The following is a 20,448-nucleotide window of genomic DNA, read 5'->3' as shown; positions in this document are numbered from 1 at the left end:
CCCACTTCCTTGCGCAATCGGCAAAGGACCGAGCAGCAGAGCACAACGCTCTTATCGTGGCAGCATGACACGCGCGCATGCCCAGCACCAGAGCCACGATCACCACGGTCACGATCACCACGACGCGGACAGCGCGCAGGCGGAGATCCTCGAACTGGACGCGGAAGCCCTCGCCGAGCACACCACCGGCATCATCAGGTGGCTGCCTCTGCACGGCAGCCCGCGTCAGATCGTCGATCTCGCCGCGGGCACCGGAGCGGGCACGTTCGCCCTTCTCGACCAGTTCCCCGAAGCGCACGTCACGGCGGTGGACACCGCGCCCGGCCACTTGCGGCGGCTCAGCGAAAAGGCGTGCGCCCGCGGGGTGGACGCCCACGTGCGCACGGTGCTCGCCGACCTCGACGAGGCCACCTGGCCCGACCTCGGCACCCCGGACCTCGTGTGGGCCTCGGGCTCCGTGCACCACCTGGCTGATCCCGGCCGCGCCCTGCGCGCCGTCCACGACCTGCTCGCGCCCGGCGGCCTGTTCGTCGTGGTCGAAATGGCGGGCCTGCCCCGCTTCCTGCCCACGACCGCGCCCGCCGACCGGCCCGGGCTGGAAGACCGCGTCCACGCCGCGGGCGACCGGCTCCACGCCCGGCACCTCCCCCACCGCGGCGCGGACTGGGGGCCGATGCTCGCCGCCGCCGGGTTCGTGGTGGAGGGCGAGCTCCACGTCGACGTGAACGTCGAGGGCGCGGGCAACCCGGTGGTCGGCCGGTACGCCCTCCATGCGCTGCAACGTGTTCGGGGCGCGGTCGCGGCCGAGCTCGACCGCGAGGACCTCGCCGCACTCGACCGGCTGCTCGACGTCGACGGCCCGCACAGCCTGCTGCGCCGCGACGACCTGGCGGTCCGCACCAAACGTTCCGTCTGGGCCGCGCGCCGCGCCTGAGGACGCTCAGGCGAGGGACGCGGCGGCGCGGACCCCGGCGACGTACTGCTCCGGGCATTCCCACGCACCGAAGTGCCCGCCCCGGGGCTCCTCGACCCACGACCGGACGTCGAAGAACCGGGCAGCGAACTCCCGTGGCGCGTTGACGAGGTCCTTGGGGAAGATCGTGAACGCCGTGGGCGCGACGATCGGTCCCGGCCTGGGTCCGGCCTCCGCGTACGGGGTGAACGAGGTGCCGATCGAGCCGGTGACCCAGTACGCCGTGATCCAGGTCAGCAGCTCCTCGCGGGTGAACACCGTGGTGACGTCGCCCCCGCAGTCGGTCCACGTGCGCAGTTTCTCCAGCAGCCACGCGGCGAGCCCGGCCGGCGAGTCGCCGAGCCCCACCGCGAGGGTGTGCGGCTTGGTCGCCTGCTCCCGCATGTAGCCGCCCTCCTGGCGTTGCCAGCGGTGCCCGGACCGCACGTAGGCCTGCTCGACGGGAGAGAGGTCCGCCGGCGGATCGACCAGGAACCGGTACTGCGACACATCGGTCAGGTGGAGCGAGGCGACTCGGTCGGGGTACGCCGCGGCGAGCGCCTCGGCGACATCGCAACCGACGTCGCCCGCGGACACGACGTAACGGTCGTAGCCCAGCTCGGCGAGGGCGGCGGCCACCGTTTCGGCCATCGCCGCGGCCGACATGCCCCCGCGTGCCACCGGGGCGGCGAACGGGAAACCCGGCAACGCCGGGACGACCACGTTCAGATCCGCCAGGAGCGGCAGGACCTTCTCGAACCGCAGGACCGAGTCCGGCCAGCCGTGCAGCAGGACGACCGGAACGCCGCGAGTCGCCGCGCGCTGGTGGATCAGCCGGAGCCCGCCTGCCAGTGTCCACGGCAGGGCGCGGATCCGTTCTTCGTGCACCCGCCAGTCGTAGTGGTCGGCCCAGTGGGCGACGAGTTCGGCCAGGAAGTCGCCGTCGACGCCACGCTCCCACCCGAATCCCGGGGGCAGCGGCACCCGGCGGTAGGCCCGCAGCCGGGCACGCAGATCCTGCAGCACCGGCCCCGGCACGGCTTCCGGGGTGACCTCAGGCATGGAGTTCTCCGTTCTGCGACGGTCCCGTGTGGACGGAGGTGCTCACCGCAGCGAGCCGAAGAAGGCCGTGATGTCGTCGGCCAGCAGATCCGGTTCCTCGTAGGCGGCGAAGTGACCGCCGCGGGGCATCTCGGTGTAGCGGGTGACGTGGTAGACGCGTTCCACCCAGCTGCGGGGCTGCCGTCCGCCGATGTCGGCGGGGAACAACGCCAGCGCGGTCGGCACCTCGACCCGTTCGACAGGCGGGACCAGCTGGTGGTGGCGTTCGTAGTAGGGGCGGAACGAGGTCGAGATCGTGTTGGTGAACCAGTACAGCGAGGCCTGTGTGAGGAGGAAGTCGTCGCTGAACCGGTTGGTCACGACGCCGTCGCAGTCGCTCCAGGCCCGGTACTTCTCCAGGATCCAGGCGAGCAGCCCGGACGGGGAGTCCGACAGCCCCTGGGCGAGGGTCAGCGGCCGGGTCTGCTGCTGGTGCGAGTACCCGCGCTCGGCGACGTCCCACGCGTGCTCGGCCGCCAGGTAGGCCCGTTCCTCCTCGCTCAGCGCGGTCGCGTCGTAGCCGGCGGGGTTCGCGGCGTCCTGCAGGTGGAGTCCGAACAGCGCGTCCGGATGCGCCTGCGCCAGCCGGCTCACGTCCCCGGCGCCGATGTCGGACCCGTGCGCGCCATAGCGGTCGAAGCCCAGCTCCTCGGTCATCAGCCGATGCCACAGGTCGTGCGTGTGCGTGCTCACGTCGAGCGTCGGGCGTTGCGGAGCAAGCCCGAACCCCGGCAGCGACGGGACGATGACGGTGAAGGCGGCCCGCGGGTCGCGCCCGAACCGCGACGGGGCCGACAGCCGCTCCGCCAGGCCGACGAGTTCGAGGAACGAGCTGGGCCAGCCGTTGGCCAGCAGGATCGCTCGTGCTCCGCCGTTCTCGGCGCCGAAGTACAGGTAGTGCACGACCGTGCCGCCGATCTCGGCGAACCGGTGCGGCAGGTCGTTGATCGCGGCTTCGTGCTTGCGCCAGTCGTAGGCCGAGGCCCAGTAGCCGGCCAGGCGGCGGAGCTCATCGCCGTCCGTGCCCGCGGCCCAGGGTTCGGCCGGCCACGGTCGTGCCCACCGGGTGCGGCGCAGCCGTTCTCGCAGGTCCTCCAGGTCGGGGTCGGGAACATCGAGCACCGCGCGGGTGCCGGCCATCGCGCTCTCCTCTCGTCTGCGACACCGGTAAAAGCTAACAGCGGTGTCGTCGAGGGGCAACACCACTGTCGTGAGATGATGGTGTCGTGGTGTCGCTGCAGGTAATCGAAGACTTCCTCAACACCGTGGACGAGCGCACGTTCAAGCGGCACAGGGAGAGTCATGTGCCCGGCGAGCGGCTGACCTCGCCGCAGGCCCTCGCGGACTGGCTGACGGACCGGGGTCTGGACTTCGGCGACAGCCCGCCGCGGGCGGCGGATCTGGAGACCGCCATCGCCCTGCGCACGGCGCTCCGGCAGGCGCTCGTCGCTGATACCGGGGCGGCCGCGGCCCTCGCGGAACACCCGTTGCGGCTCGAACCGGACGCGTCCGGCGGATTGCGCCTCGTCGCGACCTCCGGCCCGGCCTGGCTGAACGCCATCGTCGAGACCGTGGCGGGCAGTGTGGCCAGGGGCGAGTGGTCGCGGATCAAGCTCTGCGCCGCCCCGGACTGCCGGTGGGCGTTCTACGACGTCTCACGCAACGGCCGTGGCCGCTGGTGCACCATGGAGATCTGCGGCAACCGCCACAAGACCCGCACCTACCGGGAGCGTCGGCGCCACGAGGCGTGAAGCCGAGCGGTGCTGGTGTGGCCGCGATGCGGGCGTTGCTACCGCATCCCGGCGAGAAGCAGCTCCGTCAGACGGCGGACGGCCACCGGCGCCCGGTCCGGCGGCAGGCCCCGCAGCGACGCGATCGCCATCAACCCGACCCGCACGTCCTCGGTGGCGAGGTCCGGTCGCACGGCGCCGGCGGCCCTGGCGCGACGCACGAGCGCGTCGAGCGAGCGGGTGTGCTCGCGCCGCTCCTCGGCGAACGCCTCCGCGTCCGGGTGCGAGCCAAGCAGGACGTCGTTGAGGCCGCGGTCCCGCACCTGGCGCTCGCCGAACTGGCGCACGATCGCGCTCAGCGCCCGCCACGGGTCGGGGTCGGCGAGGGCGTTGCGCACGTCCTCGCGGCAGGCGGCGACCTGCTCGGCCAGCACCGCGTCGAGGAGATCGGGGCGCGCCGGGAAGTGCCGGTACAGCGTCGCGGCCCCGACACCGGCCCGGCGGGCGATCTCCCGCATCGGCAGCCCGATGCCCTCGACGGCGAACCCGCGGCGCGCGACCTCCACGATGCGCCTGCGGTTGCGCTCGCTGTCCGCCCTGGCCTTCCGGCTCACCTCGGCCCGCACCTCCGCACGATCCGGAACACCCGTTCCCCTTCGGCGTCCACCGTACGCCTGAGGCGAGCAACTTCGTTGTGGCGCGCGATATCGGCGGCGGGGGAACACCTCGCTCGCGGAGCTCTCCGTGCTCGTCGGCGCGATTCGCTCCCCCCGTAACGGGCGGACTGGCGAGTTCTCACGGATGGTTGCGGCGTCTACTGTGGACTGATCAGCCGTCACCGGTCGTCGCGCGGTGGCCCTCGATCATGACGCGCGCCGCGGCGACTGACTTCGCGACCACCAGTTCGGGCGAGTAGCCGTGCTTGACGAAGACGCCGTCGAGCCAGAACATGCCGTAGCCGTGCGCCTGGGTGAACAGCTGCTCCATCAGCTCCAGCGCCTCCTGCGGGCTGTCGCACAGGCGCAGGCACAGCAGGAGGAACTGGTCGGTCAGGGTGCGCGTGTTCTCGTGCAGCTCGGTGTAGCCGGGGCCGTGCAGCCCCTCGGCGTAGATGAGGTGCATGCCGGCCCGCCGCCGGATCAGATACGCGGTGTAGGCGCCCGCCGCCGCGGCGAGCGCGGCGGCCGGGTCGTCCTCGCGCTCGACCGCGGCCCGCACCTCGTCGACCAGCTGGCAGGCCACGGTGGCGGCGACGGCGGCGAGCAGGCTCTCCCGCTCCGGGAAGTGCCGGTAGGGCGCGCCGGGGCTGACCTTGGCGCGCCGCGCGACCTCGGCGACGGAGAACCCGGCCACGCCGCGCTCGGCGATCAGGTCGAGGGACACCCGGACGAGCTCGTCGCGCAGGTTGCCGTGGTGGTACTTCCCGCCCATGACCCAGCTCACATCCCCCGGCCGAAATATGTAAGAGCCCTCTTACGTAGGTGATGTATGAGGGCTCTTACAGTATGCCCCGCGACGTCGTATCCGGGAGGATCCATGACCACGACCACGCACGCTATCGCTGTGCCGTCGCCCGGCGCGCCCCTGGCGCCCACCACGATCCAGCGGCGGGACCTGCGGCCGGACGACGTGCTGATCGACATCAAGTTCGCCGGCATCTGCCACAGCGACATCCACCAGGCGAGGGAGGACTGGGGCCAGGCCATCTTCCCGATGGTGCCCGGCCACGAGATCGCCGGTGTCGTCGCCGCCGTCGGCCCCGAGGTGACCAAGTACCGGGTCGGCGACCGCGTCGGTGTCGGCTGCATGGTCGACTCGTGCGTCGAGTGCGAGTACTGCCGCGCCGGCACCGAGCAGTTCTGCGTCAAGGGCAACGTCCAGACCTACAACGGGGTCGGCTTCGACGGCGAGAACACCTACGGCGGCTACAGCCGGCAGATCGTCGTCAAGGAAGGCTTCGTGTGCCGCATCCCCGACGGCATCGGCCTCGACGTCGCCGCGCCGCTGCTGTGCGCCGGGATCACGACCTACTCGCCGCTGCGGCGGTGGGGCGCCGGTCCGGGCAAGAAGGTCGCCGTGGTCGGCCTCGGCGGGCTCGGCCACATGGCGGTCAAGCTGGCCGCCGCGATGGGCGCGGAGGTCACCGTGCTCAGCCAGAGCCTCAAGAAGCAGGAGGACGGCCTGCGGCTCGGCGCGAAGGACTACTACGCGACCAGCGACGAAGGGACGTTCGAGGCGCTGCGCGGCCGGTTCGACCTGATCCTGAACACCGTGTCGGCCAAGCTGCCGGTGGACGCCTACCTCGGCCTGCTGCGCGTCGGCGGCGCGATGGTCAACGTCGGCGCACCCGGCGAGCCGCTGTCCTACAACGCGTTCTCCCTCCTCGGCGGCAACAAGGTGCTGGCCGGTTCGATGATCGGCGGGATCGCCGAGACCCAGGAGATGCTCGAGTTCTGCGCCGAGCACGGAATCGGCGCCGAGATCGAGACGATCTCCGCCGAGCAGGTCAACGAGGCCTACGAGCGCGTCGACAACAGCGACGTGCGGTACCGCTTCGTGATCGACACCGCCACGATCGGCGCGTGATTCCGGTGGGGCTGTCCGTGGACGCGGGCAGCCCCACCGGCTAGTCCGAAGGACCGCGCAGCGTCAGCACCACCCGGATCACGTGCTCGACGGCCGCGGCGAACATCGCGGCCCGCAGTTCGCCCCGTTCGGCCAGGTTGCGTGACGCGAACTCCAGCACGGCGTCCGGCCCCGCCTTGCGCACCACCAGCTCGGCGATCTCCTCCAGGTCGAGGTCCGGGTGGTCCAGCCGCGTCAGGGCGACCTCCACCAGCAGTTCCTCGTCCGTCACGCCCACCCGCCGCACGCTTCGCACACTACTTGCGCACCGACGTGGTGTCACTCGTCAGCGGCCGCCCGCCCGCGTCGGCGGGGACGAGCGGCGGCACGACCTCGCCGCGGTCGTCGACCAGCACCGAATGCCGTTCGCCGGTCTCGTAGGCGTGGCGCTCGCCCCACTGCCGGAGCGTGACGATCACCGGGAACAGGTCCTTGCCCGCCGGGGTGAGCGCGTACACCTTCCGCTTGCCGGACGGCGCCTCGACCTGGGTGATCAGACCGTGCGCGGCGAGCTTGCGGAGCCGGTCGGTGAGGATGTTGCGGGCGATGCCGGTGCGCTGCTGGAAGTCGGTGAACGAGCGGGCGCCGTCCATCGCGTCCCGGATGATCAGCAGGCTCCACCGGTCCCCGACCACGTCCGCCGCCCGCGCGACCGGGCACTCCGGATCCGTCCACACGCCGTCCTCCATTGAGTTGCGTATTGAAACCATTCTGCCCTACGCTCCAAAGAGTTGCAATTTGAAACCAAACTGGAGGCACGGGTGGGGCGCGGAACGAGGCTGCTGCTGGCGGCGGTGTGCGGGGTGGCGGTCGCCGGGGTGTACGCCGGGCAACCGGTGCTCGGGCCGATGGGGCAGGACCTCGGCGTCGCCCGCGATTCGGTCGGCTGGCTCGTGGCCGCCGCGCAGCTGGGGTACCTCGCCGGGCTGGTGCTGCTGGTGCCGCTGGGCGACATGCTCGACCGCAGGCGGCTGATCGCCACGCACCTGGGGCTGGTGGCCGCCGGGCTGGCGGTCACCGCGACCGCGCCCGCCGCGTGGCTGGCGTTCGCCGGTCTCGTGCTGGCCGGCGCGTTCGCGGTGGTCGTGCAGACCGCGGTCGCGTTCGCCGCGTCGATCTCCCCGCCCGGCGAGCGCGGCCGGAACCTCGGCGTCGTCACCTCAGGCGTGGTGGTCGGCATCCTCGGCGCGCGGGTGGTCACCGGGAGCCTGGCCGAGCTGTGGGGCTGGCGGAGCAGCTACCTCGCCCTCGCGGTCCTCGCGGCGGCCCTGTGCGTGCTCAGCCTCGTCGCGCTGCCCGCGGACGTCCGGACCGGCGCGGAACCGTACGGGCGGGTGCTCCGGTCGCTGGGCGGGCTGTTCACGCGACCGGTGTTCCTCGGGCGCGGGTTGATCGCGTTCTTCCTCTTCGCCTCGTTCGGCACGCTGTGGAGCGGGCTGGCGCTGCCGCTGGCCGGCGAGCCGTGGCGGCTGAGTGAGGCGCAGATCGGGCTGTTCGGGATCGCCGGGCTGGCCGGTGCCCTGGGTGCCGCGCGATCCGGACGCTGGGCCGACGCCGGGCACGGCGTCCGGGTCAGCGGCGTCGCGCTCGCCCTCCTGCTCGGCTCGTGGGCCGCGATCGGGCAGCTCGGCTGGTCGCTGGTGCTGCTGATCGCGGGGGTGGTCGTGCTCGACTTCGCCGTCCAGGCCGTGCACGTCGGCAACCAGCACGTCCTCACGAGCGCCTTCCCCGACCGGACCAGCAGCGCCATCGGCGGCTACATGGTCTTCTACTCGCTCGGCTCCGCGCTCGGCGCCACCGCGACGACCGCCCTGTTCGACGCCGCGGGCTGGACGGGCTGCGCCCTGCTGGGCGCGGCGTTCGCCCTGGGCGCGCTCGGCGCCTGGGCGGTCAGCGAACGCGGCCGTGCGCGCGTGCGCGCTGCCGTGGTCGTGCGCACTGTCCGCCGGTGACGTTTCAGGGGCCGCCGGTTCAAGCCGGGCCGGGCAGGCTGAGGAACGCGCGTCCTGGCTCGCCGGGCGAGGAGTGGCAGGTGACGACGGTCGACATCTCCGCAGAGCCACTGGCTCGCGGTGGGTGGAGGCGGACTAATGCATGTGGGAGCCCGGCACGCGGTTCGACGTGGTGACGACGCAGGTCCGCCCGGCGATGCCGCAACTGGGCTGGCCACGGCGGCGGCGATCACCAAGCGGTTGCGGGGCTGGGAGATCGCGACGGCCAAGGAGGTCCGGCGGCAGATGGGGCATGAGGGTGTCTGGAGGACGTGGTGGAGCGCCACCCGCCGGTGACGCCGGCTCGGCGCGGTGAAGGACCGGCCGCCGGTTCAAGCCGGGCCGGGCACGTCCTCGACGTGGACGACGTGCAGTTCCGTGGCGTCGCGGTGGCGTTTGGACCGCCCATAGAGTCCGATCGTGACGTCGGACTCCGCGGGCGGCTCGCCGGGCGCCACGTGCGTCAGGACGTCCGGGCGGTACGACGTGACCAGCCAGCCGCCACCCTCGTCGAGGGTGATCACCCCGAAGTCCCCGGCCGCGCCACCGGCGCGGACCGGGCCGAACGTCCGCAGGAGCTCCGTCGCCTGGTGGGCGAGGTCGCCCTCGGGCTCGGTCAGGACCACGCACGTTCCGTGTTCGAACAGGACCCACGGGCGCGCGCCGGTCAGAACCGTGCGCCAGACGCCGGCTCCGCTCATCGGGCCGCGGGCTGGAACAGCTCGACCAGGTTGCCCGCCGGGTCGGTGAGCAGGATCTGCCGTCCGCCCGGGCCGGCGACCGGCTCGCCGACGAACGACACCCCCTCGGCGCGCAGGCGCTCGATCTCCGCGTCCAGTTCCGGGACCACCAGGTGGATTCGGTTGCCACCACCGTCCATTCCGGACGGCGTGGCCCGCGCGCCGGAGCTCGCCGGGCCGGACAGCAGCAGCCGCAGGGGTCCGCGCACCACGTCGGCGAACGCGGGGGCCGCGCTGGTGTTCACCTCGAACCCCAGGTGCCCGGTGTAGAAGTCGACCGCGGCCTGGACGTCGTCGACCAGGTAGCGGACCGAGGCGTGTTCGGTCATCGCGCTGCTCCTCCGGTCAGGGCCGGCACCAGGTGCCGGACACGGACATCGATCTCCGCGGCCGTCGCGCGGAAACCCTCGTACCCCTCAGGCTCGGGAATGCTCCAGTGCGCCCGCCGCGCCCCCAGGTCCGGGCAGACCTCCCGCGCCTTGTCGCACAACGTGATCACGTGGTCGAACCGGCGCCGCGTCATCGAGCGGACGTCGCGGGGCCGCCCGGAAACCGCCACGCCCAGCTCGCGCAACACCCGCACCGCCGACGGGTGCAGGCGCTCCGCCGGCCGCACCCCGGCGCTCGCCGCCCGCACGCGCCCCTCGGTGTGGTGCCGCAGCAGCGCCTCGGCCATCGGCGAGCGCACGCTGTTCCCGGTGCACACGAACAACACGGCGATCCCCCGCCGCACCGGCACCGCGCCCGGACCCAGCGACGGGTGCAGCGCGGCCCCCGCCGCCGCCAGCCCGTCGCCGCATCGGCTCAGGTCGAGGTGGTAGTAGCTGTCCCGGCCGTCGAACGTGCTGCGCGCCGCGGTCACCAGACCGCCCTCGCGCAGCAGCCGCAGGTGGTAGGACACCAGGTTCTGCGGCTCACCGGTCAGCGCGACCAGTTCGCGGACACGCAGGTCCCCGTCCGCGAGCAGGCCGAGCAGCTGCCACCGCAGCGGGTGAGCGGCGAGCCGGAGGAAATCCGGAACCATCTCCAGATGATGCATCAAACCGCCTTGATACATCAAGCCCGTTTGACGAGTACCGCCCGCTCGATCTCCGCCGCCAGCAACGACGGCGCCTCCAGATCCACGAAGTGCCCGATGCCCTCCAGCGGCCGCCACTCCACGTCGCAGCCCGCGTCGCGGAAACTGTCCCGCGCCACGGCCGACGGCAGCGCCTCGTCCTCCAGCCCCCACACCAGCGTCACCGGCACCGGGATCGGGCGGTCGTAGGTGGCGTACAGCCGCGCCCGGGACAGCGGGAACACCAGCGTCGCGAAGATCGCCCGGTAGTAGTCGATCGGCGGGCCCAGATCGGCCGCCGACCGGAACCGGCCGACCAGCTCGTCCACCAGCTCCCGGTCCATCCGGCCCCGCGAGCCCTCCCGCAGCGTGAACGACAGCCGCAGCCCGGCGCGGCCCAGCCGGGTCGTCAGCAGGAACTCCGGCGCGAACGGCACCTGGAACGGCAGCACCCACGGGATCCGCAGCGGCTGCAGCTCCCGGAACGTCAGCGCGGCCCGAACCAGCGTGCGCGGATGGGTGCAGTTCACCACGACCAGCCGGCTGATCACCGGGCCGAACCGGTGCGCGAAGATCCACCCCAGCGCGCCGCCCCAGTCGTGCGCCACCAACGCGGGCCGGTCCAGCCCGAGCGCCTCGATGAGCAGCCGGACGTCGTCGGTGAGGGTGAAGACGTCGTAGCCCCGCCGCGGCCGGTCGCTGCAGGGGTAGCCGCGCAGGTCCGGCGCGTACACCCGCAGGCCCTCCAGCGCGGCCATCGTCGGCCGCCACCCGGCCGCGCCCTCCGGGAACCCGTGCAGCAGCAGGACCGGCGGGGCGTCGCGCGGGCCGTCGGCCAGCACGTGGAAGTCCAGCCCGTTCGCGGCGACCCGCAGGTGCTCAACCACGGTCGTCCTCCGGGAAGAACCGCTGCCCGCTCGGTTCCACGTGCTTGACCGCGTTCATGTCCTGCCGCAGTCGCGACAGCTGCTGGTAGACCTCCCGCCGCGCCCGGTTCTGGCTGCCCAGCGGCCGGTGCTCGGCGATGGTGTGCCACGGGTTGATCGACAGGCTGTCCGCCCGCGCGCGCTGCTCCCCCGGGTCGAGTTCCTGCCGGTCCAGCACCAGCGTCGCGACCCGCACCGGCGGCGACAACCGCTCCGGCCACACGATCGAGGCGTCCTCGACCGGCATCCGCCGCGGCTCGGTCTGCACCTGCAGGCACAGGTCGAACCCGGCCTGGCGCCGCGCGAGCGTGGCCCGCAGCGCCTCGGACAGGTAGTCGTCGGACGGGTTCCACGGCGCCCGCCCGCGCGCGCCCCGCGGCACGAACCGGTACTGCATCGCCCGTCCCCGGCCGAGCAGGTACGCCGCGCAGCTCCAGTACGGCGTGTCCAGCGGGCTGCTGTGCGTGCGGGCGTAGAGCCCCTGCATCACCAGGTCGGCGAGGTGGCTGTCCCGCGGGTTCACGAAGTACCACAGCGGCGAGTCGTTCCCGATCCGCCGCTGCAGCTTCGCGTTCTCCACCACGTCCGGTGTGGTGAACGTGGGCGCGCTGATGCCGGTGAGGTCCAGCGTGTGCCGCTCGTCGTCGAGCAGTTTCGGCCCCGGCACCCCGACGAGCTTGACACCGATGCTGAGCACCCCGTTGTCCTTCAGGTCGGGCGGGGCGAACGGCCCGGGACCGGCGAAGCGCACCCAGGCCGGGTAGGTCGCCGGGCGCGCGAACAGCCCGTGCCGCACCGGGAACGGCAGGCCGTCGTGGATCCGCAGCGAGCCGTGCACCACGCCGTAGGTCTTCGTGTTGCCTGCCCGCAGCGCGTGCCCGTGCGCGTAGTGCCGGTGCAGGAACCGGCTCATCAGGTCGACGATCTCGTCGGTGGCGGCGGCCTCCCCGGGCAGCGGCGTCTCCTCGGCGGGCACCGGCGAGCCGGGCACCCGGCCGCGGACCAGCGCGGCCTGCACGAGCGCCTGGACCGGCGGCCGGACCACGGCGTCGAAGGCCGGCCGCACCCACGGGTCGACCCGCCGCTCCGACGCGACCAGCCCGAGCACCGCGTCGTTGAGCAGTTTCAGCCAGTTCATCACGCCGCCAGGTACCGCAGTGCCGCCACGCCCGGCAGGAAGAAGTAGGCGCCGCCGCGGACCTGCACGAAGGACGGCAGCCCGCTGTGCCGCCGCCGCACCGGCGTGGCCTGCTCGGTGAACCGCGCGCCCCGCCCGTTCTTCGGCGCGACCAGCGGGTCGGCGTCGTCGTGCAGGCCGTTGAAGACCGGGCTGTTGATCCAGGTGTGCTGCACGAACTCGTACTGCCGGGCCAGGTTGGCGCTCAGGCACAGGAAGTGCAGCCCGCGTTCGTCCGGGCCGGAGCCGTCCGCGCCGGCGATGGTGTAGCTGCGGCCGCGGCGCAGCAGCCGGTGCCGGTTGTTGACCGCCACCGACTTCGGCGAGCCCGGGCCGGGGTCGAGCGAGTCGCGCGGGTTCGCGCGGCGCACGTGCGCGCCCAGCGGGCAGGACAGGCCGTGCGGATCCTCGGCGTGGTAGGCGAAGTCCTCTTCGGCGAGCGCGGGTTCGTCCCGCTCCGGGGCGAGGACGAGCGGCGCGCCGCTGGGCCACCGCCCCACCATCTTCGCCGCGAGCCGCCGGGCAGGCTGCTCGCCACCCGCCCGCTCGCGCAGGTGCGCCCAGAACCCGCCGACGTCCTGGCGCAACTGGCGGAACACCAGGTAGCTTCCGTCGCGGCCGAGGTCGGCGGCGCCGTCGGCGGTGCGCGGCAGCAGGCCACGCGGGTCGGCGTCGGCGGGCAGCAGCGGCCGCTCGGTGAGCCGCCCGTAGGCGTTGCGGTAGCCCAGGACGAACTCGCCGAGCTCGACGTCGCCGGGCGCGGCCTCCTCCCCCAGGCCGGACAGCTTCGGCTGGGACAGGCCGTCGCGGAAGCCGAACGGCTCGGTCGGGGTGAGCGGGTCGGTGGGCAGCGCGACGGTCAGGGACAGTCCCTCGCTTTCCCGTTTGATCTGGGCCACCCGCCGCCGCAGCGCGGTCGCGGTCGTCGCGTACACCAGGACCAGCAGGTGCACCGGCGCGGTGGACGGCCCGCCCCACGCCCACCGCCGCGGGTCGGCGTCGCCGGAGTCGCCGAGCAGGCGGCTGCGGTGCTCGGTGGTCATGCCCTCGGCGAAGGGCGCCGAGAACGAGTCGACGACCTCCGCGGGGACGCCGAGCGCGCGCATCCCGGCGGCGGTGAGGGCCACGTTGACCGCGGCCTCGGCCGGCTTGGCCGCCGCCGTGGACACCTGGGCGGCCAGGTTCCGCAGCGTCGCGCGTGCCGCCCGCTCGCCGGTGACCGCGAACAGCAGGAACGTGGCGTGCCGCAGCCCGCCGTAGCCGCGGACGAGCAGGCCCTGGGTGTCGCTGAAGTCGAGGGTCATCGCCGCCACCTCACAGCAGGGCCAGCCAGGACCGGGCCGCCTCCGCGTCGAGGTCGCGGGTGAGGCCGTCCCGGAGTGCGGAGTTGTCGTCGATGTTGCGTGCCGTCAGGTCGCCGTAGGCGGAGTACCAGACGGCGGGCAGCTGGTGGGCGCGCAGGTAGGACTTGAAGGCCTGCTCGTCCCGCGCCCCGCCCCACAGCAGCCACCGCGTGCGCGGGTAGCCGACGCCGTTGCTGAACACCGCGTTGAGCCCGGCGGACAGCTTGTCGATGAAGTCGTCCATGTAGCTTTCCAGGCTGCCGTCGTAGTTGCTGGCGAAGACGAGCCTGCGGCCGCCGTCGAGGTAGACCCACCGGGCGAAGTGGATGGTCCGCACCCCGGCCAGGCTGTCGGTGGCGTAGACGTGCCGGTTGAACCAGTCCAGTCCGAACAGGACGGTGCGCAGGGTGAAGTGCCGCACCGGCCCCGGTTTGACGTAGCCGGTGGCGGTGAACGGGTTCTGCACCCGGGTGTCCTCCTGCTGCGTCAGCTCCGCGAGCCGCGCCCGGGACACGGTCGCGCGTTCGGGTTCGTCGCGCAGCTCCTTGAGGCGGATCAGCACGGCCAGCGCCGGGACGACCGGCAGCAGCAGCGGCGCGACCGCGGGAACCGCGACCAGGTGCGCGGCCTCGCGCAGGCGGTGCCCCACCGCGGTGGGTGCCGCGGGCCGCAGCGCCCACGACAGGTCCGGTTGCTGCGCGACGAAGTCCCGGATCGCGCGGTGCACCGCCACCTCGCCGGTGCCCGTCCACTCCGGTTTCTCGTCGAGGAACTGCTCGATGCGTTCCCGCAGCCTCGCCTCGTCGCGGATCCGGGCCAGGCTCCGCCCGGTGCGGTGCACGTAGGTGGCGGCGGGCGGGATCTCGTGGTCGCGCAGCCACCGCACCCGGCCGCCCGCGGTGCGGGTTTCCGGGTACTCCTCGCACAGCCCGAGCAACGCGGACAGCGCGTCGCCGCGGGCGGCGGCGAGGTCGTGCAGGTGGGCCAGCACGGGCGTGTCCAGCTCGGCCATGTAGACCAGCGACTCGCGGCCGTCGCCGTCGGGCGGCAGCACGAACACCCGCGCGAAGTGCACCCCGGCCATGTCGCGGAACGGGCCGCCGTCGGAGTCGACGCCCTTGCGCAGCTCGTCGAGCAGCCCGGGCACGTCGCCCTCGTGGCCCTGCCGCAGCGGCGCCCGGATGGTGAGCGGGACCTGGTGCGGCGACGGGCGGGCCGCGGCGCCGGTGCCGGGCCTGCGCAGCAGGAACCAGCCGACCCGGCGCCGCCACAGCCACACCACGCCGAGGTAGAGGTCCTTGGCCACCAGCCGGATCTCGTCCCGCACCCCGCGGGCCACCAGCGAGGTCTTGGAGTAGTCGATGACGACGCACTCCCGGCCGTCCACCCAGCTGTGCCCGGGCGCGACGGCCGCCTTGATCGCGGTCACGCCGACCGGGCCGACGCGGTTCGCCAGGGTCCGGCCCGCGGGGTCGAAGACCTTGCCGCGCCAGGCGACCGAGCGGGCGAGGGCGGCGACCAGCCGGTTGACCGGCGTGCCCGGCGCGAGCACCGCGGTGCCGTCCATCGGCCCGTGCGGCACTTCGCCGGGCGGGCTGGCCCGGAACAGCCGGTCCAGCTCGTCGTGGGTCGCGCGCAGCAGCGCGGCCTCGTCCACGACGGTCATGTCCGCACCTCCCACGCGGCGAACGCGTTGTCCACCGTCGCGAGCACCGGCCGCAGGCCCGGGTAGTGCCGGGTGAGGACGGTGGCCATCGAGTTGTCCCGGATCCACGCCAGCCCGGCGTCGGAGTAGACCTGCGGCGTGTAGTACTCGGTGAAGAACCGGTCGCTGTTGAGCCGCCGCGACGCCATCAGGACGAAGATGCGGAACGCCGTGTCGCTGAACGCGAAGCCCTCCGGGCGGCGCTCGGCGAACATGCCGACCGTCAGGTCGACCTGCTCGATGTCGCCGTCGTAGGCGCGGCGGATCTCCTCGGCCCACTCCGGGTCGGCGGTCAGGTCGCGGAAGTCCCGCGCCGGCGGCAGGTGCAGCAGGCGGCGGAACTCGTTGTACCGCGGCACGCCGAGCTCCCGCGAGCGCAGGATGTCGGTGGCGGCGAGGTCCTGCAGGTGCCCGTCCGGGCGCTGGAACTGCTGCAGGTGCTTGGGGAAGTTGTGCAGCGTGACCAGGCCCGGCGGCAGGGTGCCGAAGGAGTACAGCAGATCGGTCATGCCGATGCTGTTGAGGACCTTGAGCGCGTTGGCGCCGGAGATGTCGGGGAACTCGCAGTCCAGGATCGTGGCGTCGTCCCCGGCCGAGCGCAGGCTCCAGGTGTCGCGCACCAGCGGGTGCATCCGGTACACCGCGACGAACTCCTCGGTCAGCGCGAACGGCACCCCGTAGTGGTCGGTCGCGCCGCCCGGGATCCCGCTGACCACCTCGCTGCCGCTGATGCGGCCGAACAGCCGGTGCACCCGCTCCCCTGCCAGGCCGAACCAGTTGGCCCGCAGCGCGGCCTTCGTGGTCGGGTGGCTGATCACCGCGGGCGTCCACTCCACGGTGTGGATCTTCGCCAGCAGCGCCGAGGTGACCAGGCGCGCGCGCTGGAACAGCTCCTCGTCCGGCCACGACGGGTACTCGGCGTGCAGCCGGTCGCAGATCGCGTTGTGCTCCAACGTGAACAGCGTGCGCAGCATCTCGGTGCCGAGCCAGAAGCCGGGGACCAGCGCGGGGTCGCGGGACGGGTCGTCGGGAATCGGCAGCAGGCCGTTGTCGAGCACCCGCAGCTTGCCCTGCTCGCCGCTGCGCAGCCAGCCCTGCTCCTCGCCGGTGACGCCGTAGATCTGCGAGCCGTCCCACCAGTGGGTGAGCACGTTGACGCGGGTCTGGGGCATCGACGCGCCCGGCGGGCGGGTCGGGTCGTCGGGCGTGCGCATGATGCGCATGGGCTTGTCCGGCCAGGTGTCGTCGTCGGCCAGCGGCACCACCCACGGGTTCTCCTTCGGGCTGGTGCCGTGGCTGAACCAGTCGCGGATCATGAACTGCAGCCACGCGGCCACCAGCGAGTTCACCGACGTGGCAGGCACGAACGTGGTGCGGGTCAGCAGTTTCCGGCTGATCTCGCGCGGGCTCGGCTTCAGCACGGCGTCCTCGGTGGCCGGGGTGATCTCGTCGAGCGGGATGTTGCGGCCGAACCGCGCGCCGGCCATGCCCATCGCGGGCTCGGTCAGGTCGTTGTGGCTGCCGTCGACGGACCGGCTCACCAGGTGATCGGGCGTGAGCGGCGGCACCGGCGGCGTGCCCATCGCCGGCAGGCGGCTCGTGTCGTGCAGGTTCTCCTGGCGCAGCCTGGTGCGCAGGCCGATCAGGTCGAGCAGGCCGAGCGGGACCGGCAGCCGGTCCCAGCCCACCACCCGGTCGACCATTCCGGTGATCATGGTGAAGGCCCGCCAGGGCAGGCTGGTGCGATATGTCCGGGTGGTGTTTTCTTGATCGGCCATCGCGGGTTCCCCCGTATTCGTCGGTTGCGCGAATGGACGTGCGAAGATCGGCGCCTTGCCTGCCAGCGTGCGTCGCGAAACGCCCAGCGTGGCACCGGATCACGCGCCCTGTCCAGTACCCGGATGGCCCAAGTGCGCGGGGCCGCTGCGAGAATTTCACCAACACCGGCGGCCGGGCGATCGCACATTTCCCGGGTAGCCTGAAAAAGGCCGGAATCGAATCTCCGCGGAATTGTCGTCGCCGGAGGTGGAAATGATGTCCACGACCACCGTCCCCGCCCGCGCCGCAGTTCCCCGCGCGGCCCTGCCCGACGCGCTGGCGGTCGGCGCGCTGGTGCTGGCGCCGAACCTGGCGCAGGGGCTGTTCGCGCGCAGGCCCGCCGTGGTCCGGGCGGCGGCGGCCGCCGGGGTGGACGGCGCGGCGGTGCGGCAGCTGTCGGCGATGGCCAGCCGGAGCACGCGGCCGGTGCGCGTCGGCGGGACCGTGCTGCTGCTCGACCCGCGCGACGCCGACCGGGTGCTCGAGGGGCCGGTCGACGTCTACGCGGGCGATCCGGATCCGAAACGCCGTGGCATGGCGCACTTCCAGCCCGGCGCGGTGACGATTTCGCGGGGCGAGGCGTGGCGGGAGCGGCGCCGGTTCACCGACGCGGTGCTCGCGTCGGCGCCCGCCCTCGCGCCGCGCGTGGCGGAGTGCGTGGCGGAGGAGATCGCCCGGCTGCCCGCGCGGACCGGGTGGCGGCCGTGGAACCGGGCGTTCCAGCGGATCGCACGCCGGATCGTGCTGGGCGACGAGGCCGCCGGCGACGACGCGCTGTCGGTGACGCTGGAGGGGATGATGGCCGAGGCGAACCGGTTGCCGCGCCGGCCGTCCCGGCGCCTGCCGGCCTTCCGCGCGAGCGTCGAGGGCCACCTGGAACGGGCCGAGCCGGGCAGTCTGGCCGCGGCGATCGCCGACACGCCGGCCGGTCCGGACACCGAGCCGTGCGCGCAGGTGACGCACTGGTTGTTCGCGCTCGGCGACACGCTGGCGGCCAACGCGCTGCGGGCGCTCGCGGTGCTCGGCCAGCGCCCGGCGGACGCCGAACGAGCCCTGGCGGAGGCGGACCACGCGGCGGCGTGCCTGCAGGAGACGATGCGGTTGTGGCCGACCACGCCGATGCTGTCCAGGGAGACGCGCGCCGAGGTGGTGTGGGACGACGGGACGGTCCTGCCTGCCGGGACGCGGATCCTGGTGGTGAACACGTTCTTCCACCGCGACCCGGCGCACGTGCCCGACGCGGACGCCTTCGTGCCGGAGCGGTGGCTGGAGGGCACGCCGGCGGGGGTGAACCACTTCAGCCGCGGCCCCCAACGCTGCGCCGGAGCAGACCTGGCTGTGCTCACCGGCCGCGAAGCGCTCCGGGCGGCGTTGATGCGGACCCTGACCATCCGCACCCCGCGGCTACCCCCGGAGCCGCCGATGCCGTACGCGCTCGACCACTTCCGCATCGAAGCCGTCCTCGCGTAGAGCCGCGTCACCGTCAGCCGGCCCGGGGGCGGTGGTTCGACAGCCCCAGGGTGAACCAGTTCAGCCGCGGCCCCCAGCGCCGCCCGCCGCGACCGGCTCGCCGCTCGGACCGAGAAGCTACAGCCGCGTCACGGTCAGGCGCACCGCGCCGGAGTTGCGGCCGTAGAAGCCCCACGCGTCGTTGGCGAAGGCGTAGAAGTACCCGGGCTCGGTGACCTCGTGGGCGGTGCCCGTGCCGATCGCGATCCGTTCGTGCTCCGGGTCCGCTCCGCTGCGGTCGCTGTCGTTGGCGACGTAGCCGACGAGGAACAGCCACGGCAGGTCCACCTCGCGCGGCGCCAGCGGGGCGTGCGCGCCGCGGGCGCCGCGCACGAGCCGGTACAGCCCGACCGCCTCGCCGACCGCGGTGCCCGCGAGCCGGCGCAGGCTCAGCCCCCGCAGCAGCGGGGTCCCGCGCGGCCCGCACCAGTCCACCCCGTCCGACCACTGCCCCGCCGCGGCGAAGGTGTACCGGCCGGGCTCCAGGTAGAGCCCGGTGTCGGTCCACAGCTCCTCCGCCGCGACCTCGACCGTCGCCTGCTGGCCGCTGCCCAGGATGCGCGTCCGCCGGTACGGGCCGCCCGTGATCGGCTGCGCCTGCTGCCGTTCGAGCGCCGACGGGTCCAGCGCCCCGCCAGGGCCGCCGGGCACGACGGCGGGCACCGCACGCGGCCGGTGGTGCAGGCCGACCTCCAGCAGCGGCTGCAGCAGCGGGTCCACCAGCGGCGGCGCGACCCCGAACACGCCGCGGTCGTCGTCGTGCAGCACGCCGGCCGGGTCCGGCGCGAGGCGGGCCAGCGCGGGCGGGTGGAAGGCGATGCCCGCGCACTTGGCCGCCTCGTCGGTCATCCACTGCAGCGAGATGTCGCTCAGCCCGGTCTCCCGGTGCCCGCCGCCGACGTCCATGTGGCTGCCGGGGAACCAGCGTTCCGCCATGTCGGTGCTGCCGTTGGGCGTCCACCGCGTCGGGGTGAAGGGCCGTCGCCACTCGTCCAGGGCCAGCGCGTGCCGCGCGTACGGGATGTGCGGGTTCAGCTCGACGTCGTGGAACCGGTAGCGCGAGCCCGGGGTCAGTTCGCTGAGCCCGGCGAAGTAGCCGGGCACGCCGAGCGCGCCCACGGTGTCCCACACGCCGATGAAGTCGATCGGGATGTCCGCGGCCCGCTCCGGGTCGAAGTGGAACCGCAGGCCGGCGCGCCACGTGTCGCCGGGCGAGCGGGTGCGGTAGTGCCGGTAGGCGCGGGCGGCCAGCAGCCCGCTGGTGCGCGAGTCGACCTCGCGCAGGTCGAGCAGGCCCGACTCCTTCACCAGCCCGGCGAGGCTGCGGGCGGTGAAGGCGCCGCGGCTGAACCCGAACAACGCGATCTGGTCGCCGGGGCGGTAGGTGGTGCACAGCCACAGGTAGGCGGACACGATGTCCTTCGGCAGACCGGCGCCGATCGCGCCCGCGGCGAGCCTGCTCAGCAGCCCGCCCCGCGTGCCGACCCCGCGCCGGTAGCTCGACAACTGCTCGCGGCCGCTGCTGTCGGCGGCGGCGAGCGCGTTGTGCAGGCGGCGCACGTTGGTGACCGCGTCCAGTTCGGGGTCGCACCAGGTGCCGTCGCAGCACACGATCAGCCTTCGGGACATGACCGTCCTCCCCGTCGAGGGCCTCCGCAGCGGTATAGCCAACCGCGGCCTAGGCCGCCTAGAGCCGAAGGTCACGATCTGCGCGCGGACCCTTGACCAGGCGCGCGCCGAGGTGCTTACTGCCCGGAAAGTCCGTATCGGGCTC

Annotated in this window: 20 protein-coding genes; 5 read left to right on the top strand and 15 right to left on the bottom strand. The window is 73.3% G+C overall.

The window, feature by feature from the left end; all coding sequences use genetic code 11:
• Positions 1-64 precede the first annotated feature (64 nt).
• The gene (locus ABZ215_RS10740; protein ID WP_354949352.1) at positions 65-934 is read left to right on the top strand and encodes a methyltransferase; all 870 of its coding nucleotides are present in this window, start codon (positions 65-67) and stop codon (positions 932-934) included.
• Positions 935-940: 6 nt separating this feature from the next.
• On the opposite strand, the gene ABZ215_RS10735 is transcribed toward ABZ215_RS10740, so the two are convergent.
• Together ABZ215_RS10735 and ABZ215_RS10730 are read right to left on the bottom strand one after the other, a co-directional pair.
• The gene (locus ABZ215_RS10735) at positions 941-2,014 is read right to left on the bottom strand and encodes an epoxide hydrolase family protein (protein WP_354949350.1); all 1,074 of its coding nucleotides are present in this window, start codon (positions 2,012-2,014) and stop codon (positions 941-943) included.
• A gap of 42 nt (positions 2,015-2,056) precedes the next feature.
• Positions 2,057-3,193, bottom strand: coding sequence for an epoxide hydrolase family protein (locus tag ABZ215_RS10730; RefSeq protein ID WP_354949348.1), 1,137 nt, complete (start codon positions 3,191-3,193; stop codon positions 2,057-2,059).
• Positions 3,194-3,282: 89 nt separating this feature from the next.
• Between ABZ215_RS10730 and ABZ215_RS10725 the strand changes: the two genes are divergently transcribed.
• Positions 3,283-3,804, top strand: a complete 522-nt coding sequence (locus ABZ215_RS10725; RefSeq protein ID WP_354949346.1) for a CGNR zinc finger domain-containing protein — start codon at positions 3,283-3,285, stop codon at positions 3,802-3,804.
• 38 nt (positions 3,805-3,842) lie between these two features.
• Here ABZ215_RS10725 and ABZ215_RS10720 read toward each other — a convergent pair whose 3' ends face one another.
• Entirely contained in the window at positions 3,843-4,409 is a 567-nt protein-coding gene (locus tag ABZ215_RS10720; protein ID WP_354949344.1) for a helix-turn-helix domain-containing protein, read from the bottom strand.
• Positions 4,410-4,611: 202 nt separating this feature from the next.
• Entirely contained in the window at positions 4,612-5,214 is a 603-nt protein-coding gene (locus ABZ215_RS10715) for a TetR/AcrR family transcriptional regulator (protein WP_354949342.1), read from the bottom strand.
• Positions 5,215-5,319: 105 nt separating this feature from the next.
• Between ABZ215_RS10715 and ABZ215_RS10710 the strand changes: the two genes are divergently transcribed.
• Positions 5,320-6,369, top strand: a complete 1,050-nt coding sequence (locus ABZ215_RS10710) for an NAD(P)-dependent alcohol dehydrogenase (RefSeq protein WP_354949340.1) — start codon at positions 5,320-5,322, stop codon at positions 6,367-6,369.
• 40 nt (positions 6,370-6,409) lie between these two features.
• Here ABZ215_RS10710 and ABZ215_RS10705 read toward each other — a convergent pair whose 3' ends face one another.
• Together ABZ215_RS10705 and ABZ215_RS10700 are read right to left on the bottom strand one after the other, a co-directional pair.
• The gene (locus ABZ215_RS10705) at positions 6,410-6,640 is read right to left on the bottom strand and encodes a hypothetical protein (RefSeq protein ID WP_027935951.1); all 231 of its coding nucleotides are present in this window, start codon (positions 6,638-6,640) and stop codon (positions 6,410-6,412) included.
• 25 nt (positions 6,641-6,665) lie between these two features.
• Entirely contained in the window at positions 6,666-7,097 is a 432-nt protein-coding gene (locus ABZ215_RS10700; protein ID WP_354949338.1) for a helix-turn-helix domain-containing protein, read from the bottom strand.
• Positions 7,098-7,169: 72 nt separating this feature from the next.
• Between ABZ215_RS10700 and ABZ215_RS10695 the strand changes: the two genes are divergently transcribed.
• Positions 7,170-8,360, top strand: a complete 1,191-nt coding sequence (locus ABZ215_RS10695) for an MFS transporter (protein ID WP_354949336.1) — start codon at positions 7,170-7,172, stop codon at positions 8,358-8,360.
• A gap of 371 nt (positions 8,361-8,731) precedes the next feature.
• Here ABZ215_RS10695 and ABZ215_RS10690 read toward each other — a convergent pair whose 3' ends face one another.
• From ABZ215_RS10690 to ABZ215_RS10655, 8 genes are all read right to left on the bottom strand, one after another.
• Positions 8,732-9,025 (bottom strand): hypothetical protein, encoded by a 294-nt coding sequence (locus tag ABZ215_RS10690; RefSeq protein WP_354949334.1) that lies wholly within the window; start codon positions 9,023-9,025, stop codon positions 8,732-8,734.
• Between the two features lie 71 nt (positions 9,026-9,096).
• Positions 9,097-9,468: a VOC family protein gene (locus tag ABZ215_RS10685; protein WP_237335717.1), complete on the bottom strand. Its 372-nt coding sequence runs from the start codon at positions 9,466-9,468 to the stop codon at positions 9,097-9,099.
• Positions 9,465-10,163: an ArsR family transcriptional regulator gene (locus ABZ215_RS10680; protein ID WP_354949332.1), complete on the bottom strand. Its 699-nt coding sequence runs from the start codon at positions 10,161-10,163 to the stop codon at positions 9,465-9,467. The genes ABZ215_RS10685 and ABZ215_RS10680 overlap by 4 nt, the downstream gene beginning before the upstream one ends.
• 32 nt (positions 10,164-10,195) lie before the next feature.
• Positions 10,196-11,083 (bottom strand): alpha/beta hydrolase, encoded by an 888-nt coding sequence (locus ABZ215_RS10675; protein WP_354949330.1) that lies wholly within the window; start codon positions 11,081-11,083, stop codon positions 10,196-10,198.
• Complete coding sequence (locus tag ABZ215_RS10670; RefSeq protein ID WP_354949328.1) at positions 11,076-12,260, bottom strand: hypothetical protein; 1,185 nt, start codon at positions 12,258-12,260, stop codon at positions 11,076-11,078. The genes ABZ215_RS10675 and ABZ215_RS10670 overlap by 8 nt, the downstream gene beginning before the upstream one ends.
• The gene (locus tag ABZ215_RS10665) at positions 12,260-13,603 is read right to left on the bottom strand and encodes a Dyp-type peroxidase (RefSeq protein WP_354949326.1); all 1,344 of its coding nucleotides are present in this window, start codon (positions 13,601-13,603) and stop codon (positions 12,260-12,262) included. The genes ABZ215_RS10670 and ABZ215_RS10665 overlap by 1 nt, the downstream gene beginning before the upstream one ends.
• Before the next feature lie 10 nt (positions 13,604-13,613).
• Positions 13,614-15,308, bottom strand: a complete 1,695-nt coding sequence (locus tag ABZ215_RS10660) for a hypothetical protein (protein WP_354949324.1) — start codon at positions 15,306-15,308, stop codon at positions 13,614-13,616.
• Positions 15,305-17,125, bottom strand: a complete 1,821-nt coding sequence (locus ABZ215_RS10655) for a peroxidase family protein (RefSeq protein ID WP_354949322.1) — start codon at positions 17,123-17,125, stop codon at positions 15,305-15,307. Before ABZ215_RS10655 ends, ABZ215_RS10660 begins: the two co-directional genes overlap by 4 nt.
• A gap of 253 nt (positions 17,126-17,378) precedes the next feature.
• Between ABZ215_RS10655 and ABZ215_RS10650 the strand changes: the two genes are divergently transcribed.
• On the top strand, positions 17,379-18,635 hold the full coding sequence (locus tag ABZ215_RS10650) for a cytochrome P450 (RefSeq protein ID WP_354949320.1): 1,257 nt from the start codon (positions 17,379-17,381) through the stop codon (positions 18,633-18,635).
• 117 nt (positions 18,636-18,752) lie between these two features.
• Here the strand turns inward: ABZ215_RS10650 and ABZ215_RS10645 are convergent, their stop codons facing one another.
• The gene (locus ABZ215_RS10645) at positions 18,753-20,303 is read right to left on the bottom strand and encodes a DUF2235 domain-containing protein (RefSeq protein ID WP_354949318.1); all 1,551 of its coding nucleotides are present in this window, start codon (positions 20,301-20,303) and stop codon (positions 18,753-18,755) included.
• Positions 20,304-20,448: the final 145 nt, after the last annotated feature.

It is taken from the genome of Amycolatopsis sp. NPDC006131, assembly GCF_040614175.1.
GTDB classification, from domain to species: Bacteria; Actinomycetota; Actinomycetes; order Mycobacteriales; family Pseudonocardiaceae; genus Amycolatopsis_E; species Amycolatopsis_E tucumanensis.
This window is presented reverse-complemented; position numbering and strand designations above follow the sequence as displayed.